The following is a 17,413-nucleotide window of genomic DNA, read 5'->3' on the forward strand; positions in this document are numbered from 1 at the left end:
ATGAATGCGGCTTCTCATATCTGGGCGGGGGAGGAAACAGAAACCCCGTGGCGCTTTCGGCTGCAAGAAATGGCATGGCGCGATTTGGTAGATGCGCTCAAGCATGATGATCTGCCGTTTGTAGGCCTGTGGTGTGATGGCACAGATGTACATGCGCTGTTTTTACCAGATGGCCAACCGCTGGCAGCCACATTGACGCTGGAAGATGGGCGATACCCTGCACTTTCTCCCGCAAGAGATATTTCCTGCCTGTATGAACGCCGCATTTACGATCTGTATGGCGCAGAGGGTATGTGGGCTACGGATGTCAGGCCTTTGTTGGACCATGATGTGTGGTCTTCTTCCATGCCTTTGGCGGAGCATCCGGGGGCTGGCGGAGGGCAGAAGGGGCTTATCCACTTTCAGCCTGCGGAACATATGCACCAAGAGGGTGATATGGCGGATGGCTGGGGGCCTGCCACAGGCGGCATGGAACCACCTTTGCATGTGGCGTTGGCCCTGCGAGAAGGGCGTATTCGCGCAACGGAAACAGTTACCGGTTACGCACATCGGGGCATGGAACTGCGCTGGCGTAACAGCCGGGTGGAAGATGCGTGTAAACTCAGCGCACGTGTGGCGGCTGGGCAATCTGTTGCGCAGCAGGTGGCGTTCTGTTTGGCTGTGGAAGATGCCTGCAAGGAGCAGGTCGGCCCGGAAATTCGGCTGCTGCGTGTTGCATTGCTGGAACTGGAACGTATTTACCACCATCTTTTTCTACTGGCGGATATGGCGCGTCTGGCAGGGGCACGATTGGTAGCCTCTGGCTGCATGGCGCTACGAGAGCGGATGATACAGGAGGCCGCCCCTATTACCGGCTCACGCCTGTTGATGGATGTATGTGTGCCGGGTGGCCTTTCCCTGCGCCACGCCACGCAAATGGGTGATATGTGCGCCCGCCTGTGCGAGGTGGCCGCGCGTGATTACCCAGCCTTGCTGGCTTTGTGGCAAGAATATCCGGGTCTTTCCATGCAACTGGCGGGCATGGGTAAGGTTACGGCAGATTTGCTGGAGCGTGTGGGGCTGGATGGCCCCACAGCACGTGCCGCCGGGTGGGATTGTGATGGCCGCCGCATGATGCCGGGTTACGAAGGTATATGGCGCTTCACCTCTGGCAGGCAGGATGGCACGGTAGAAGACCGCGCCATGCTTTTATTGGAAGAGGTAGGGGAAAGCCTGCGTATGCTGGATGAAGTGGCCTCCCGCATTGGGCTAACGGCTGGTGGCAGCGTGCAGCTTTCCATGCAGGATGGTGAAGGCACAGGCATGGTGGAAGGCCCGTGGGGCGGTATTCTGTACTGGGTGCGCCTGCGTGATGGCCGGGTAGAACAGGTTTTTACCCGCACCCCATCTTCCGCCACTTTGTTGACGTTTGAGGCGATATTGCCGGGGCATCAGCCAGATGATGTTGCCTTGCTTGCACGGTCATTGGATATCAACGCAGCAGCGCTGGATAGGTAAACAGTGCACGTGGGCGGAATGAAAGGCAAAAACACATGGGGCTGATACGGGCAGTATTTGATGCAGCCTTTAAGCAGGATATCCGGCGCATGAAGCCCGTAGGCCCGCGCTGGCCGCTGCTTTTGTTCCATGTGGATACAGGTGGCTGTGGCGGCTGTGGGATGGAGCTACAGGCCCTGCGTTATGCGCCATATGATATGGAAGGCGCGGGCTTTGGTTTTGTAACATCGCCTCGCAATGCTGATGTGCTGCTCATAACCGGCGCGCTTACGCGTGCCATGGCTCCGGTGCTGGAAGCTGCATGGCAGGCCATGCCTACCCCTAAAGGGCTGATTGCCGTAGGAAGCTGCGCTTTGGATGGCGGCATGTTTCCCGAAAATTATACGGTATTGGGTGGGTTGGAGCGCCGGGTTTCCATAGATCTGAAAATACCCGGCTGCCCGCCTGCGCCTCAGGATGTTCTAAACGGTCTGTGTTCCCTGTTTGGCAAACAGGCCGTTCCTCCAAAGGAACCTGAAACCTCAGCTGTGTGAAGGTGCTGGGGTTTCTTCCATATCGTCTTCATCGGTTTGCAGGTCTTCTGCTGCTTTTTTAAGCCGCAGAAAACTTAGGCGGCTGAGGGGCAATAGGAACATATAAATCACGCCCGCAGCGGCCAGAGCAGCCCACGGATCCGCCACCAGCACCACAGCATAAAGCCCGGTACCCAGCATAAGCGGCAGAACATACTGAGCTGGCACCTTGAAGTTCTTGAATGACCAGACCGGCAAAGTGGAAACCAGCAGCAACCCTGTGCTTGCCAAGGTAAGTGTAGGAATCCACGGCAGACGCGTGAGCCGGTAAAGCCAGTCTATGCCAAGCTTTTGTGCTTCCAGCCCCAAAAAAAGCGGGAAAAGAGCCAACCCGGCACCTGCGGGTGCAGGCACGCCAGTAAAGAAGTTGCTGGCATATTTGGGCTGATGATGTTCGCCATCCAGATTGGCGTTAAACCGCGCCAACCGGAGCGCCATGCACACGGTAAACATAATGCACGGCAGAAAAGCGTAACGCCCTCCATCCTTTAGCGCCCAGAAATACAGTAAGAAGGAAGGAGCCACCCCAAAGCACAAAAAGTCGGAAAGGCTGTCAAACTCTGCGCCAAAACGGGTTGAACCGCGTAACAGGCGGGCAATACGGCCATCCAGCCCATCAATAAAAGCGGAAATCAGCAAGGCCACGGCAGCGGCCTGAAAACGCCCATCCACAGCAAAGCGCATACCCATAAGGCCACCGCAAAGCCCCAACATGGTGAGTATATTGGGGATAAGCCGGTTAAAGGATGGCCCGCGTATTTTACTGCGTACCCGCCGCCGTAAACGACGACGACGGCGCGGTGTTTCGGAAGTCTGCTGCGCAGGAGCAGAAGGAGATGAGGAAGGTTGTGTCACGATTGCTCTGTTTTACAACCGCGCCATGACGGTTTCACCGCCTACCATCGTCTGCCCAACAGAAACCAGAGGTTCCACACCCGGTGGCAGATACAGATCTGTGCGCGAACCAAAGCGGATAATACCAAAGCGTTCGCCAGCTTCCACTTTGTCTCCTTCCTTTACGGAGCACACAATGCGGCGCGCCACCAACCCGGCAATCTGCACCACAGCCATCATGCGGCCATCAGGCAGGGTAAGGCTTAGGGCGTTGCGTTCATTCTGTTCAGAAGCCTTGTCCAGGCTGGCGTTCAGGAACAAGCCTGGGTGGTAGGCAACACGTGTAACCGTGCCAGCGGCAGGCATGCGGTTAACATGCACATCCAACACGGAAAGAAAGGTGGCAATGCGCCATACTGGTGCTGTGCCCATATCCAGTTCTGCCGGTGGGGCCACTTTTTCGATGGAAACAATGTGCCCATCAGCCGGGGCTACAGCTACATCGTTACGGGCAGGGGTAACCCGCTCTGGATCACGAAAGAAATACAGGCAGAAGCCAAAAAAGCCTGTGCTGGCATGGCCCACGCGGCGCAATACGGGGCAGCGCAGTTTACAGCCAGCCCAATAGGCCAAAGCAGCCGTGGCACCAGATGCCAAAAGGAAGGGGCGCGCTTCCCGGTGCGGGCGCGCAATAACAAGTTTAAGCGAAGCAAGTAGCGACATGGAGTAATCCTTACGCGAAAGCCAACATGAAGGAAAGAAAACGGGAAGGCGCCTAGGAGTTCCTTCCCGTTTGGCCGATGTTTCAGGCCATGGTCTTCAGGGCTTCACGCACAGCGGCAAATGCAGCATCAGCAGCCTGTGCATCCGGGCCACCAGCCTGCGCCATATCGCGCCGCCCGCCGCCACCTTTGCCACCCATGGCGGCACTGGCAGCACGCACAAGGGCTACGGCATCCACTTTTTCCACCATTTCCGGGCCAACGGCGGCAACAACGCTGCCTTTGCCATCTGCGGTGGAAATCAGCACCACCACATCGGCATTGCCCTGCTTGAGAATGGTTTCTGCCAGCCCTTTGAGTTCACGCGGGGGCGTTTCACCCACATTGCGGGTAGCCAGACGTGCCGCGCCAATTTTATCTACACCCGCTGCGGCCACGTTGCCTGTTGCCAACTGGCGCTGCAAATGGGCAATCTGTTTTTCCATCTGGCGGCGTTCTTCAAGCACTGCGGCCAAACGCTCTGGCGCATCGGCCACAGAAACCTTCATCATGGTGGCCATCTGTGTCAGGCGCTGTTCGTTGGAAACAGTAAGATCCTGCGCAGCTTTGCCTGCAACGGCTTCAATACGCCGCACACCGGCGGAAACGCCGTTTTCCGAAACAATACGGAACTGCCCGATATCCCCCGTGCGGTTGACGTGCGTGCCGCCGCACAGCTCCATAGACCACGGGGCCTTGTTGTCTGCACCAGCACCCATGGAAACCACGCGCACTTCATCACCGTATTTTTCACCAAACAGGGCGGTGGCCCCTTCGGCAATGGCTTCATCCGGTGTCATGGAGCGTGTGACAACCTGCGAGTTCTCGCGGATACGGTTGTTCACTTCTGCCTCAATGGCGGCCAGTTCCTCATCCGTAATCGGGCGGGGTTGGCTTACATCAAAGCGGAGGCGTTCGGCCGTGTTCAGGCTACCTTTCTGCGCCACATGCGCACCTAAATGGCGGCGGAGGGCTTCGTGCAGCAGGTGGGTGGCGGAGTGATGCGCGCGAATGGCGCTGCGGCGGTCATGATCCACCGTAGCGGTTACAGCCATGCCGGGGCGCAGCGTGCCTTCTGTTACCGTGCCGTAATGCACGATCAGATCCCCTGCTTTTTTCTGCGTATCCGTAATGGCAACTTTAACACCAGAGGCTGTTAGAAAGCCTGTATCCCCCGCCTGACCACCGCTTTCACCATAGAAAGGGGTTTGGTTCAGCAGCACGGCCACTTCAGATCCAACCGGGGCTTCTTTCAGGAATGCATTGCCAGCAATAACGGCCTGAACTTCACCATCCGCCTGTTCTGTGCTGTAGCCCAGAAATTCGGAAGCCCCGAACTTGTCTCGTGCTTCAAACCAGATGGTTTCTACAGCTGTATCGCCAGAGCCTGTCCAAGCTGCGCGGGCGCGCTGGCGCTGCACAGACATGGCATCTTCAAACCCTTTAACGTCCACATCATGGCCAGAACCGCGCAGGGCATCCTGCGTAAGATCTAGCGGGAAGCCGAACGTATCATACAAACGGAAGGCCACATCACCCGGCAGGGGCGCACCACTGGCCAGATGAGATTTTTCTTCTTCCAGCAAGTGCAGGCCACGATCCAGCATGGCTTTAAAGCGTTCTTCCTCACCACGCATGGTTTCACGGATAAGGGCTTCACCATGCACCAGTTCAGGATACGCGCCACCCATCTGCTGAATAAGGGCAGGAAGGAGCTTGTAGAAGGTGGGTTCTGTGGTGCCCATCATGTGCAGGTGGCGCATGGCGCGGCGCATGATGCGGCGCAGCACATAGCCTCGGCCATCCTTGGAAGGCAGCACGCCATCGGCAATCAGGAAGGCAGTGGAGCGCAGATGGTCGGCCACCACGCGGTGGCTGGCTTTGAATGGGCCATCAGCAGCCTGATGTGTGAGATCCGCCGAAGCCTGAATAAGGGCTACGAACGTATCTGTATCGTAGTTATCGCGCTTGCCCTGCATGATAGCGGCAAAGCGTTCCAGCCCCAGCCCTGTATCAATAGAGGGACGCGGCAGAGGAGAACGTGTGCCCGGTGGGTCTTCGAAATACTGCATGAACACGAGGTTCCAGATTTCGACAAACCGATCCCCATCTTCATCAGGGGAGCCGGGCGGGCCACCGGGAACATCTGGGCCGTGATCGAAAAAGATTTCGGAGCAAGGGCCGCAGGGGCCGGTATCCCCCATACGCCAGAAGTTATCTGATGTGGGAATGCGGATAATGCGGCTGTCATCCAGCCCGGCAATGGAGCGCCACAGGCCTGCGGCATCTTCATCTTCTGCAAAAACGGTGACCAAAAGCTTGTCTTTGGGCAGGTTGAAGCCCTTGGTTACCAAATTCCATGCAAATTCAATCGCTTCGGGTTTGAAGTAATCACCGAAGGAGAAATTGCCCATCATTTCAAAAAACGTGTGGTGCCGTGCTGTATAGCCCACATTGTCCAGATCGTTATGCTTACCGCCGGCGCGCACAACCTTTTGCGCAGTGGTTGCGCGAGAGTAGGGGCGGGTTTCCTGGCCGGTAAACACATTCTTGAACTGCACCATGCCCGCGTTGGTAAACAGCAGGGTGGGGTCGTTCTTGGGAACCAGAGACGATGAAGGTACAATCTGGTGACCGTTGCTGGCAAAATACTCCAGAAAAGCGGTGCGAATTTCGTTTGTTGTCAGCATGGCGTGAGGCAGACGATCCTGAAACTGGTTGGGCACGTGATGCTTCCACACTTGCGGAAAGGGGCCTCACGGCCAGATGAAAACGGCAAGGTTCTCTTAACCTGTGTTCCAGATGTAGCGCACACTGCGCTGATCTGAAAGAGGGCAGAGAATGGCCCGTGATATGGCTAAATTACGTATCAGAGGTTTGATGCGAAGTTGGCGGTGAAATTTCCACCGACATTTCCGCCAGTTCCAGCGCAGAAGCTGGCGGTTTTTCCCGAAAGACTACTTTCTGGCTCATGCTGAAATTGGCCAGCATGCCTGCCCCGGCTCCTGCGGCCAGCGCAATAATGGGGTGCTGCATGCAAAACGGGAAAATATAGAAAAGCAGGTAAACCGTGCCGCGGTTTAGAAAAAAACCAAGGCTGTTGGCACTCAGGAATCTGAGCCACTGAAGCACAGGGTGTTCATGGTGGCCTGCGCCTTTGAATGTCCAGATTCGGTTAAAAATCCAGTTAAGCGTGGCGGCTACAAAATACGCCACCAATGTTGCAGGCGTAAGCCCGATAAGAGGGCGCAATGCGTAAACGGTGCCAGAATCCCACAAAAAACCAAGGCTGCCCACCATGCCAAACTTTATCAGGCGGATAAGCTTGGTTGTAGCGGCGGAAGCAGAAGGGGGCGCAGTGTTCATGGCATAAAGCTTTAAACTGGAATGCAGAAAAAGCAGACATAAAAAAAGAGGTGCCCGAAGGCACCCCTTTCTTTTTCCGAAACCGGAAGCAGGCCGATTAGTGGAGGATGATTTCCACGCGACGGTTCTGCGGTTCGCGAGTGTTCGGGCCGGTCGGAACCAGCGGGTGAGCTTCACCGTAACCGTGCACGTCAATGGCGGAAGCCGGAACGCCGTCACGGATCAGTTCTGCCTTCACGCTGTCAGCACGACGCAGGGACAGACCCAAGTTGTACTTTTCACCGCGCGGGCCGGGGTGAGCCGCGGAGTTATCGGTGTAACCGTTAACTTCGATGCGGGTTGTCTGAACGTGGGTGGAAGCCTGAGCAGCTTCTGCCACGATCTGGCGAGCGCGAGCGGTCAGGACAGACTTATCCCAATCGAAGAACACCAGGTAGGAACGAGCTGGCAGCGGAGCCGGAGCAGCAACAACCGGAGCCGGCGGCGGCGGCGGCGGAGCCGTATCGAACGCATAACGCAGGCCCAGAATGAACTGGTGGTTGAAGCGGTGATCGAAGTTCACGTTACCGCCGGTGCCCTTGGAACCGGAGTAGTGGAATGCACCGTCAGAGAAGGAGCCCGGCTGACCGATCATGCGGTATTCCGTGGTCACCTGGAAGCCCGGGATGCCTGTGTCGTAAGCGGCACCGACGATACCCTGGTAAGCGAAGCCACCGTTTGTGCCACCGATGCGGGTATGACCAGCGCCGTGAGCATAGTTGGTGTCAATCGGGTTGTAGTGCTGCCACAGGTAACCGGCACCAACACCAACAAACGGCGTGACAGGTGCATCAATACCGAACTGCTTCAGGTCGATATCATACAGCACGTTCACGAAACCGCCGTAGGACTGGTCGGAACCACGGGTATGGCCAGGAAGGGATGTGCCCGGACGGTGGTCAATGTTGGAGTAGTTGTAAACGCCTTCAACTTCAGCGCGCAGGCCGTTGCCGAAGCCCCAACCAAACGCACCAAAACCGGTGAAGCCGGTGTTGTGGCGCAGCTGAGAGGAGGTTCCACCCGGAGGGGCGCCAGCAGCGTTTGCACCGTTCAGGTGAGCGTGCTGATTCTGAACCAGGTTATAACCACCGGCCACGTTTACATACGGGCCTGTAATCGTGGTGGCAGATGCGGCCGCCGGAGCCGCTGCCATCAGTGTCGTTGCAAGTAACGCCGTGCGGAGACGCATTTTTTGGTCCTCAATATTTCATCTGTTCGACTAACCCACCAACCATTTCAGCGGGCAGGTCCAGCTAGATGCCTAAAGCCGTATAAAACGATCAGTTCCAAAATAGAAACCCGAAGCTTCATACTCTTAGTGATTACAAGCCATAACCGTGTTGTATTTGCAACAGTTCATTTCGTGGGACGAATATGTTTCTGACGCAAAAGTATTTCCACGGTTTCTGGCTCTTTCCATAACATGTTGCAAAAGCATGTATCTCGCCCTCATTCTCGTCTGATTAAGGCGGAATTGCGGCAAGGTGACACATTTACAACCCGATACTTAAAAGCGGCTGTGTGTAGCCGCTTTTAAGCCACGCTACCGTCTGCTTCCAACACCTCTTTTACGGCTGTTGCGGGTACATCCCGCGTGGTGAATGCCTGACCGATTCCGTGTGCCAGCACGAAGGAAAGGCGCCCATCCTGCATCTTCTTATCGCGCTGCATATGGGCCATGAGATCCTGCGTGCGGAAGGTGTGGGGCAGATCCCGGATGTGTGCGGGCATACCCAAGGCTTCCAGATGGCGATTCACGCGTTCCATATCCGCGCGGGGACACAGGCCTAAACGGACGGAAAGCGCAAAAGCCAGATTCAGGCCGATGGAAACAGCCTCTCCATGTAAAAGGCGGCCATCATAACCCAGTTCGGCTTCTAGTGCATGGCCAAATGTGTGGCCCAGATTGAGCAGGGCGCGGCCATTGCTTTTTTGTTGCTCGCGCTCATCGGCCGCCACAACGCGGGCTTTAAAGGCGCAAGCCTGCTGTACGGCCATTGCCAGTGCTTCGGGGTCTTGGTCCAGCACGGCGGCGCCGTTTTCTTCGCACCATGCAAACAGTGCTTCATCCCCAATCAGTCCGGACTTCACAATTTCGGCATAACCAGCCACCAGCTCACGGCGCGGCAAGGTTGCAAGGGTAGAAACATCTGCCAGCACGCAAAGTGGTTGATGAAACGCCCCCAACAGATTCTTGCCCCAACGGGTGTTGATGCCCGTTTTGCCCCCAACCGAAGAATCGACTTGAGAGAGCAGCGTGGTTGGAATTTGCACAAAAGGCAGACCCCGCAGCGTGGTAGCCGCCACGAATCCGGCCAGATCCCCCACCACGCCGCCACCCAGCGCAATAATGCTGGTGCGGCGTTCTATGCCGTGCTCCAGAATGTTGTTTGTCAGTTTTTGATACATTTCCAGACACTTGGTCTGTTCCCCCGGCGGCACGCGCAGGCTGCGGGAGGTAATGCCGGTTTCCGCCAAGGCGGTTTCCAACTGATGCAGGTAGCGCGGCGCCACGTTTTCATCTGTAATAATGACAACGTTTTTCTGCGGCAGCACCGGGGCCAGCAAGGCACCCGCGCGGCTGATCAGATTCGTGCCGATCACCACATCATAGGATGTATGCGCCAAGGTAACAGGTAACCTTAACGGACGGCGCGAAAGGGCAAGGGCTTCCATAACGCGCGTGGTTGTGTGCTCCACGTTGTTGTCTCCACAATCAACAATAATATCCGCCTCGGCGTAAACCGGATGACGGATGGCCATAAGGTTTTCCAGCACGTCACGCGGGGATGTCGTGTTTAAAAGCGGGCGATGCGTGCGCCCGCTAACACGGCGCACCAGCACGGGCAGGGGGCAACGCAGCCAGATGGAAACTGCACGCTCACGCACCAAGGCGCGGGTGGTGGAATCCATAAACGCGCCGCCGCCAGTGGCCAGTACCATGGGGGGGCCTTCCAGCAACCTGCGAATCACCCGCCGTTCTCCATCACGAAAAGCGGCTTCACCGTACAGGCGAAAAACATCTGCAATAGAGCAGCCCGCCGCGCGTTCTATTTCTACATCGGCATCAACAAATGGCAGCCCCAGCCGCGTGGCGAGGGGGCGGCCAATGGTGGTTTTTCCTGCCCCCATAAGGCCGACAAGCACAATGCTGCGGCCAAAGGGGATGATGCCAGAACCGTGGCTACGGCTGACCCGTTCCAGATCAAGCGGAATGGGCGGCGGGTCCGTTGTTTCGGAGTGGGGAGAAGAGATACGTGATGACATGGAACACAGCTTAACATACAGCAGACAGAACACACCTATATCAGTTAAGGGAGCCAAGCTGCATGAACCGCACGGTTCTGATTGTTGCCGCCGCAGTGTTTGCGGTTGTTCTGGGCGGTTTTGCCGCGCTGGGCCTAAGCGCACACCCACCAGTCCCCCAGCCAGTGCATCGTGATCTGCCGCTGGCTACCCCGGCCATATCTGCCGCTGCTACCAGCGTGGCGGTGCCTGCCGCACCTCCGGCCCCGGTGGTTTCTGCTGTTGTGCCAGCAGCGCCTGCCCAGCCCACCATCACGCCTGCTGCGCCTGCTGCCCCGCCTGCGGCTGTTGCGCCGCCACCGCCTGTGGCCCCTCCGCCACCGGTTGCCGCTCCGGCCCCGGCAGCACCTGCACATCCGTAAGCCATGATAAGTGGGGGCGTTGATCTTTTTTTGGAGATGCTGGCTGCCGAGCGCGCAGCCGCCCCCAACACGCTGGCTGCGTATGAAGCAGACCTAACCTCCTGCGCTGAAAGTCTGGCGCGGGAGGGGCAAACCCTGCAAACGGCTACAACCGAGGGGTTGCAGAACTGGATGGCTGCATTGGTAGGCAGCGGGCAGGCGCGGCGCACGGTTGCGCGGCGTTTGTCCTGCATCCGGCAATTTTATCTGTTTTTGCTGCGTGAAGGCATGCGGGCCGATAACCCGGCGGCGCATCTGGATAGCCCCAAACCCCGCACGCCTTTGCCGCGTTTTTTATCCGAATCGGAAGTGCTTGCACTGCTGAATGCCTGCGCTGAACCAGATGGGGCATCTTTGCCTAAAAAACGACGCGGTATTTTGGCCAAGGCAGCGCTGGAGCTGCTGTATGCCTCTGGCTTGCGTATTTCTGAATTATTGGCCTTGCCACGCAAAGCCGTAGCTGGTGACCAGCGGATGATTATGGTGCGCGGCAAAGGTGGGCGGGAACGCCTTGTGCCGCTTTCAGATAGCGCGCGGGAAGCCGCACAAGCGCTGCTGGAAGTGGATGCGCATTTGGAAAGCGCCTTTCTTTTCCCCGGTCGTGACCCTGCAAAACCCATGACACGGCAGGCGTTCGACCGGATTCTGCACACAGTGGCCATACGGGCAGAAATTGATCCGGCACGTCTTTCTCCCCACGTGCTGCGTCATTCCTTTGCAACGCATTTGCTGGCGCATGGGGCGGATTTGCGGGCTTTGCAGATGTTGCTGGGGCATGCAGACATCGCCACCACCCAGATTTATACGCACGTGCAGACAGAACGCCTGCAAAAAGCTGTGCAGGCGCATCACCCATTGGCGGCGGATTCTGCCCACACCAAGTGAAAAATCGACATTCAGATATGTTTGGTTGCATGAAGTGACTTGGTTTTACACGTCATTGTGCTATCGGCTTCTGCATGCGTCAGTTCCTGGATTTCGAAAAGCCCGTCGCCGAACTTGAAAACAAGATCGACGAATTGCGGCAAATGACTGACCCTGAAGGGGTCAACATAGAAGAAGAAACGGCCCGTCTTTCTGAAAAGGCGGAAAAGCACCTGCGTGCCATCTATGCCAAGCTTACGCCGTGGCAGAAGGTGCAGGTGGCCCGCCATGCGCAACGTCCGCACACGCAGGACTATGTGAATGCGCTGATAACAGACTTTACGCCGCTGGCGGGGGATCGTCTGTTTGCAGATGATAAAGCTGTTATTGGTGGCATGGGCCGTTTTGACGGCACACCGGTTATGGTGATCGGGACTGAACGCGGTTCAGACCTTGAAACCCGGCTTCAGCATAATTTTGGCATGGCGCGGCCAGAAGGCTACCGCAAGGCGCAACGGCTGATGAGAATGGCCGGGCACTTTAACATGCCAATTCTAACATTTATTGATACCGCAGGCGCATGGCCCGGTATTGATGCCGAGCAGCGCGGGCAGGCCGAAGCCATTGCCCGTTCTATTGCCACCTGTTTTGAAGTGCCCGTACCACTTGTTGCCACCGTAATTGGTGAAGGTGGTTCTGGTGGCGCCGTGGCGCTGGGTGCGGGTGACCGGGTGATGATGCTGGAAAACGCCATCTACTCCGTTATCTCGCCCGAAGCTTGTGCGTCCATTTTGTGGCGTGATCCCAAGCAGGCCAGCACGGCAGCAGAAACGCTGCGGCTGACGGCGCAGGATTTGCAGAAGCTGGGGCTGATTGACCGGATTATTCCTGAGCCTGTAGGCGGGGCACAGCGGGAGCCTGCTGTTGCAATCGAATCTGTGCGCACAGCGCTGACAGAAGAACTTAAAACGCTTCTGCCAATTGCACCGGCACGCCTGAAAGAATTGCGGCGTGAAAAGTTTCTGGCAATGGGGCGTGAAGCCCTAAGTTAACACACGCATTTTTCCTCCCCACGAGTGCAAACGCGGCGGGGAGGAAGCCTAGGCGTTAGACAGGCGGCTCTCCTTCTATAGGGGTGCCGCCTTTTGTTTTGATAAGATCATGGATAGCACTGGCGGCTTCTTCCACTTCGGCCCGGTTCTGTCCTTTGGCCACAAGGGCCACACCCCGGCGGCCATCTTCCCGGTGGAAAGGGTAGGAGCCGATATCCAGATCCAAAAAGCGATTCTGAATGGCTTCCAGCCCATCGGCCAACGTGCCTTCAAAAAGTGATGTGGTGTGCCATGTGCGGGAAAAAACAGGCGCGCCTTTTTGCAGGCTAGGGGCAAGGGCATCAAACATGCCGCGCATAATACGCGGTACGCCTGCCATAACGTGCACATTGCCAATGCTAAAGCCGGGCGCGAGTGAAACAGGGTTTACAATGGGTATGGCCCCCTGCGGCAGCTTGGCCATACGCTGGCGGGCAGCGTTAAACTCTTCTGGCCCAAAATAGGTTTCCAGCAGTTTGAAGGTGGGGGGGTGGAACTCCCACGGCACCCCAAAAGCTTCGGCAACACAGGGGGCTGTGATGTCATCATGCGTGGGGCCAATGCCGCCGGTGGTAAAAACCTCATCATATTTCGCACGCATTTCTGTCACGGTGCTGATGATGGTTTCCCGAATATCCGGAATCACACGGATTTCGCGCAGAGGAATCCCCAGTTCACCTAAGCGGAGGGCCAGAAACTGGATGTTTTCATCTTTTGTGCGGCCGGAAAGGATTTCGTTGCCAATAAGAATAAGGGCGGAGGTGCGGCGCATGGGTTGAGCCTGTCCTTTGCTGAAGCCTTCTTGATTTAGGTGTCAAGCATGAAACGCAGGGCTGTTAACGTCAATGATATGGTAAAATTTGCCCTTATCCTTCCTGTGCTGCGCGTTTTTGGATTGACCGCAGCGTGTCCAGTTCATAGCTTCCCGCCATGTCAGAAAGCCGATCCGCTCCCGTTTCCGATCTTCCACGTGCCTGGCCTTTTGAGGAGGCGCGTAAACTAGCCGATCATGTTGGTGTGCGCAGCACCACCAACGGTGAGGACGATGCACGCCCGGCGCTGCTGGAAACGGGCTATGGCCCTTCCGGCCTGCCGCATATTGGCACGTTTGGTGAGGTAGCCCGCACATCATGGGTGCGGCAGGCCTACACAGCCCTAACAGGCCGCCCTTCGCGCCTGCTGGCTTTTTCCGATGATATGGATGCCTTGCGCAAGGTGCCCGATAACGTGCCCCAGCGTGACATGCTGGAAAAATATATCGGTCAGCCTCTTTCCCGCGTGCCAGATCCGTTCGGCACGCACGAATCGTTTGCCGCGCATAACAATGCCCGCCTGTGCGCGTTTCTGGACAGCTTCGGCTTTGAATACGAGTTTGCGTCTTCCACCCAGTATTATACCTCTGGTCGGTTTGATGCGGCACTCCGCCGCGTGCTGGAAGTGCATGATGACATTCTAAAGGTTATTCTGCCCACTTTGGGGGCAGACCGGCGCGCCACCTATTCCCCCGTTCTGCCGCTCCACCCCCGTACAGGTGAAGTGATGCAGGTGAAGATGGACGCCATAGATGCCGCAGCCGGTATTGTGCGCTGGACAGATCCTTCCAACGGTGAGGTGTTTGAAACACCCGTAACCGGCGGCCATGCCAAAATGCAGTGGAAGGCCGACTGGGCCATGCGTTGGTATGCGCTGGGCGTTGATTATGAAATGTCTGGCAAGGATCTGATAGACAGCGTGCGGCTTTCTGGCCGTATCTGTAAGATTCTGGGCGGCACTCCGCCAGCGGGCTTAACGTATGAGCTGTTTCTGGATGAAAAAGGCCAGAAAATTTCCAAATCCAAGGGTAACGGGCTTTCTGTTGAAGAATGGCTGCGTTACGCCCCGCCAGAAAGCCTTGGGCAGTTCATGTTTAATCAGCCGCAGCGCGCCAAGCGGTTGTATTTTGATGTTATCCCCAAAACGGCGGATGAATATCTTACACACGTTGATAAAGCCAAGGTGTTGCAGGCCGAAAACCCCACGGGGAATGATCTGCGTGCCAACCCGGCATGGTTTATCCATAAGGGCCACATTCCAGAAGATGCAGGCAGCCCGGTGCCGTTTAGCATGCTGCTCAACCTTGCCAGCGTTGCCAATGCAGATACGCCAGAAGTGCTGTGGGGCTTTATCCGCCGGTACGATGCTGCCGTTTCGCCCGAAACACACCCCATGCTGGCATGCTTGGTGAAACATGCTGTAGCGTATTACGCAGATTTTGTGCGCCCGGCCAAAACCTTCCGTGCGCCCACCGAACAGGAACGCGCTGCCCTGACTGATCTGGCAGAATGCCTGCGTGGCTATGAAGGTGAAGCCGCAGATGCTGGCACCTTGCAGAATCTGGTGTTTGAAGTAGGCAAGCGCCACGCGTTTGAACCGCTGCGGAGCTGGTTTACCTGCCTGTATGAAGTGCTGCTGGGGCAGAAGGAAGGGCCGCGCTTTGGTGGCTTTGTTGCGCTGTATGGCGTGGCAGAAACCGTGGCTCTGATAGATACAGCCCTCCTGCGCGAGACGCAGGTTTAAAACGTAGCGCCGCAAGTTACATGACGCAGACCCCACCCCCACCAGCTCCCCCTTCTTCGCTTCCGGGCGGAGGGGGATGGAAAAAGTGGCTCAAGCATCTGCCGCATATTCTTGGTTTGCTGCTTATGGTGGCCGCCATTGTGGTGGTGCAGCACGAACTGCGGCATCTGCGCATTTCAGACATCCGCCACGCTATGGAGGCTATTCCGGCCCGGCAGATGTGGATGGCGGTTGGCTGCACGCTGCTGTCTTATTTTATCTTGTCCTTTTATGATCAGCTTGCTGTCATTCAGGTAGGGTATCGTAAGCTGCCTTTCCGGCGGGCGGCTTTTGCGGCGTTCTGTTCCTATGTGCTTTCACACAATCTGGGCTTTTCCGCTGTATCTGGCGCTGCCGTGCGGTATCGGCTTTACCGCAACTGGGGCCTTAATTCTTTTGCCATAGCCCAGATTATTGCCTTCTGCTCCGCCACTTACCTGTTGGGTGCTGCGGTGCTGATAGGTGCCGTGTTGATCTGGGAACCCACAGTGTTGCCAGGCATTGGCCACCGCGTGCCCGCATCTGTGCTGGCGGTTATTGGCGCGCTGATGTGGTGCGGCGTGGCGGCTTACATCGGGCTGGCGTTTAAGGTGCGGGAATTCCGCTTCCGTAAATGGGTGGTGGAACTGCCATCCCCCCGTATGGCCATTATGCAAACACTGGTGGCTACGGCAGAGGTTGCGGCTACGGCCAGCATTGCTTTTGTGCTACTTCCCCCCAGTGCTGGGGTAGATTTTGGCTCGTTTCTGGCCATTTACATTGCATCTTATACAGCTGGGCTGGTGGCCAGTGTGCCGGGTGGTTTGGGCGTGTTTGATGGGGCCATGCTACTGGCTTTAGGCCCTTATATGCCTGCGCCACAAATTTTGGGCATGGTGCTGATTTTCCGGCTTTTCTATTACATTATTCCGTTGTTTCTGGCGGGTATCATGTTTGCTGGGCATGAGCTGTTTTTGCGTGGCGATGCCGCTCTGGCAGAAAAGAAAAACCGCAAGATACAAAATAACCCAGATGCCGCCACGGCTCCTATGCCCATGCAGCGCAGGCCCAGCCAAGTGGTGCGGGAAAGTGAAGCCGCTTTTTCTGTAGCTGTGGCAACGGGCACGGTTTCACTTTGCGGGGTTATGCTGATCTGTCTGGTGATGCTGGACCCCGTGCCCAAATTTGCCATGGTGCCAGAAAGCCTGCTGACAATGGCCCGTGTGGGCGGCAACTATGTGCTTTCCCTTATGGGGGTGGTGCTTATCAGCTTGGCTATTGGGCTTTCCCAGCGGGTTACGCTGGCATGGCGTGGAGCGCTTTATCTGCTGCTTACCGCAACTGTGCTGACATTTTTACGGGGCAATACATTTTTTGTGCCGGTTATGCTGGGGCTTTCCGCGCTGTTTATTGCGCCGTTCCGCTCCTGCTATTACCGGCACGCGCGGCTTTTGAGCGAACCTCTCTCCACCGGCACTCTGCTATCTTTGCTGCTGTTATTTGGGTGCGTCATCGCGTTGGCAACACGGCATGATACATCTGGCAGTTGGTGGCAGATGATGTTGGCTACGCAGGCCCGTGGCTCGGTCAGATGGACCATTGCGCTTTCCGTAGGGCTGGCGCTGTTTGTTGTGGCGCGGTTGATGTGGCCGGGGCGTATTATCGTGCGTGAGTGGGATGAAGACGCCTACACACACTATAAAAATCTGGATCATGCTCTGCCAGATATTCAGGCCTTCCGGCCGCAAGGGTATGTTACGGGGGAAGCGGGAGAGGCCATTCTGCCGCTTTACCGGAGAGATAGCTATCTGGTGGCATTGGGTGATCCGGCAGGGGGAGAAGCAGACAGCATTTCTGCTATCTGGAAATTTCGGGATCTAGCCTTGCAGGAAGGCCTTAAACCCGTGTTCTGGCAGGTGGGGGATGACTTCCTGCGCATTTACGATGATATCGGGCAGAGTGTATGGACACTTAATGATGGCAGCAAATTTAATTTCTGCTATCCAGCGAACGATATTGCGCAGGCATCACGCTTTGTTAGAACGTACAAGGGTGGTGCGGGCAATTTGGTGCCATCAGATTTTTCGTGATTAAATGGTGTTTCCTCG

General features: G+C 56.6%; 14 protein-coding genes. 7 read left to right on the top strand and 7 right to left on the bottom strand.

What is annotated here, in order from left to right:
• Together WG31_RS04380 and WG31_RS04385 are read left to right on the top strand one after the other, a co-directional pair.
• Complete coding sequence (locus WG31_RS04380; RefSeq protein WP_063353755.1) at window positions 1-1,497, top strand: hydrogenase large subunit; 1,497 nt, start codon at window positions 1-3, stop codon at window positions 1,495-1,497.
• 35 nt (window positions 1,498-1,532) lie between these two features.
• Window positions 1,533-2,030, top strand: coding sequence for an NADH-quinone oxidoreductase subunit B family protein (locus WG31_RS04385; protein ID WP_006116214.1), 498 nt, complete (start codon window positions 1,533-1,535; stop codon window positions 2,028-2,030).
• Here the strand turns inward: WG31_RS04385 and WG31_RS04390 are convergent.
• From WG31_RS04390 to aroB, 6 genes are all read right to left on the bottom strand, one after another.
• Complete coding sequence (locus WG31_RS04390) at window positions 2,019-2,924, bottom strand: CDP-alcohol phosphatidyltransferase family protein (RefSeq protein WP_006116213.1); 906 nt, start codon at window positions 2,922-2,924, stop codon at window positions 2,019-2,021. The genes WG31_RS04385 and WG31_RS04390 overlap by 12 nt on opposite strands.
• A 12-nt stretch (window positions 2,925-2,936) precedes the next feature.
• Complete coding sequence (locus tag WG31_RS04395) at window positions 2,937-3,626, bottom strand: phosphatidylserine decarboxylase (RefSeq protein ID WP_006116211.1); 690 nt, start codon at window positions 3,624-3,626, stop codon at window positions 2,937-2,939.
• Between the two features lie 82 nt (window positions 3,627-3,708).
• Window positions 3,709-6,354 (bottom strand): alanine--tRNA ligase, encoded by a 2,646-nt coding sequence (gene alaS / locus WG31_RS04400; RefSeq protein ID WP_063353756.1) that lies wholly within the window; start codon window positions 6,352-6,354, stop codon window positions 3,709-3,711.
• 172 nt (window positions 6,355-6,526) lie between these two features.
• Entirely contained in the window at window positions 6,527-7,030 is a 504-nt protein-coding gene (locus tag WG31_RS04405) for a GtrA family protein (RefSeq protein ID WP_063353757.1), read from the bottom strand.
• Between the two features lie 97 nt (window positions 7,031-7,127).
• Entirely contained in the window at window positions 7,128-8,258 is a 1,131-nt protein-coding gene (locus WG31_RS04410) for an OmpA family protein (RefSeq protein WP_006116208.1), read from the bottom strand.
• 344 nt (window positions 8,259-8,602) lie between these two features.
• Window positions 8,603-10,336: a 3-dehydroquinate synthase gene (gene aroB / locus WG31_RS04415; RefSeq protein ID WP_081461443.1), complete on the bottom strand. Its 1,734-nt coding sequence runs from the start codon at window positions 10,334-10,336 to the stop codon at window positions 8,603-8,605.
• Between the two features lie 62 nt (window positions 10,337-10,398).
• Here aroB and WG31_RS04420 point away from each other — a divergent pair, with 62 nt between their 5' ends.
• The 3 genes from WG31_RS04420 (at window position 10,399) to WG31_RS04430 (ending at window position 12,692) form a co-directional block, all read left to right on the top strand.
• Complete coding sequence (locus WG31_RS04420; RefSeq protein ID WP_063353758.1) at window positions 10,399-10,737, top strand: hypothetical protein; 339 nt, start codon at window positions 10,399-10,401, stop codon at window positions 10,735-10,737.
• 3 nt (window positions 10,738-10,740) lie between these two features.
• A complete protein-coding gene (locus WG31_RS04425; protein ID WP_063353759.1) occupies window positions 10,741-11,661 on the top strand; it encodes a site-specific tyrosine recombinase XerD in 921 nt (306 codons plus the stop codon).
• A 74-nt stretch (window positions 11,662-11,735) separates the two neighbouring features.
• Complete coding sequence (locus tag WG31_RS04430) at window positions 11,736-12,692, top strand: acetyl-CoA carboxylase carboxyltransferase subunit alpha (RefSeq protein WP_006116204.1); 957 nt, start codon at window positions 11,736-11,738, stop codon at window positions 12,690-12,692.
• 55 nt (window positions 12,693-12,747) lie between these two features.
• On the opposite strand, the gene WG31_RS04435 is transcribed toward WG31_RS04430, so the two are convergent.
• Complete coding sequence (locus WG31_RS04435; RefSeq protein WP_063353760.1) at window positions 12,748-13,503, bottom strand: competence/damage-inducible protein A; 756 nt, start codon at window positions 13,501-13,503, stop codon at window positions 12,748-12,750.
• Window positions 13,504-13,661: 158 nt separating this feature from the next.
• Here WG31_RS04435 and WG31_RS04440 point away from each other — a divergent pair, with 158 nt between their 5' ends.
• Window positions 13,662-15,287 carry a lysine--tRNA ligase gene (locus WG31_RS04440; RefSeq protein ID WP_006116201.1) on the top strand — a complete coding sequence of 542 codons (1,626 nt, stop codon included), beginning with the start codon at window positions 13,662-13,664 and terminating at the stop codon, window positions 15,285-15,287.
• Between the two features lie 20 nt (window positions 15,288-15,307).
• Complete coding sequence (locus WG31_RS04445; protein WP_006116199.1) at window positions 15,308-17,395, top strand: lysylphosphatidylglycerol synthase domain-containing protein; 2,088 nt, start codon at window positions 15,308-15,310, stop codon at window positions 17,393-17,395.
• Window positions 17,396-17,413 lie beyond the last annotated feature (18 nt).

This window comes from Acetobacter oryzifermentans (assembly GCF_001628715.1).
In the GTDB taxonomy this organism is placed as follows: Bacteria; Pseudomonadota; Alphaproteobacteria; order Acetobacterales; family Acetobacteraceae; genus Acetobacter; species Acetobacter oryzifermentans.

Coding starts and splice junctions, on each gene's coding strand:
- WG31_RS04420 (WP_063353758.1), top strand. CDS start 10,399: ATGAACCGCACGGTTCTGATTGTTGCCGCCGCAGTGTTTGCGGTTGTT.
- WG31_RS04380 (WP_063353755.1), top strand. CDS start 1: ATGAATGCGGCTTCTCATATCTGGGCGGGGGAGGAAACAGAAACCCCG.
- WG31_RS04440 (WP_006116201.1), top strand. CDS start 13,662: ATGTCAGAAAGCCGATCCGCTCCCGTTTCCGATCTTCCACGTGCCTGG.
- aroB (WP_081461443.1), bottom strand. CDS start 10,336: ATGTCATCACGTATCTCTTCTCCCCACTCCGAAACAACGGACCCGCCG.
- WG31_RS04410 (WP_006116208.1), bottom strand. CDS start 8,258: ATGCGTCTCCGCACGGCGTTACTTGCAACGACACTGATGGCAGCGGCT.
- WG31_RS04395 (WP_006116211.1), bottom strand. CDS start 3,626: ATGTCGCTACTTGCTTCGCTTAAACTTGTTATTGCGCGCCCGCACCGG.
- WG31_RS04445 (WP_006116199.1), top strand. CDS start 15,308: ATGACGCAGACCCCACCCCCACCAGCTCCCCCTTCTTCGCTTCCGGGC.
- WG31_RS04430 (WP_006116204.1), top strand. CDS start 11,736: ATGCGTCAGTTCCTGGATTTCGAAAAGCCCGTCGCCGAACTTGAAAAC.
- WG31_RS04435 (WP_063353760.1), bottom strand. CDS start 13,503: ATGCGCCGCACCTCCGCCCTTATTCTTATTGGCAACGAAATCCTTTCC.
- WG31_RS04405 (WP_063353757.1), bottom strand. CDS start 7,030: ATGAACACTGCGCCCCCTTCTGCTTCCGCCGCTACAACCAAGCTTATC.
- alaS (WP_063353756.1), bottom strand. CDS start 6,354: ATGCTGACAACAAACGAAATTCGCACCGCTTTTCTGGAGTATTTTGCC.
- WG31_RS04385 (WP_006116214.1), top strand. CDS start 1,533: ATGGGGCTGATACGGGCAGTATTTGATGCAGCCTTTAAGCAGGATATC.
- WG31_RS04425 (WP_063353759.1), top strand. CDS start 10,741: ATGATAAGTGGGGGCGTTGATCTTTTTTTGGAGATGCTGGCTGCCGAG.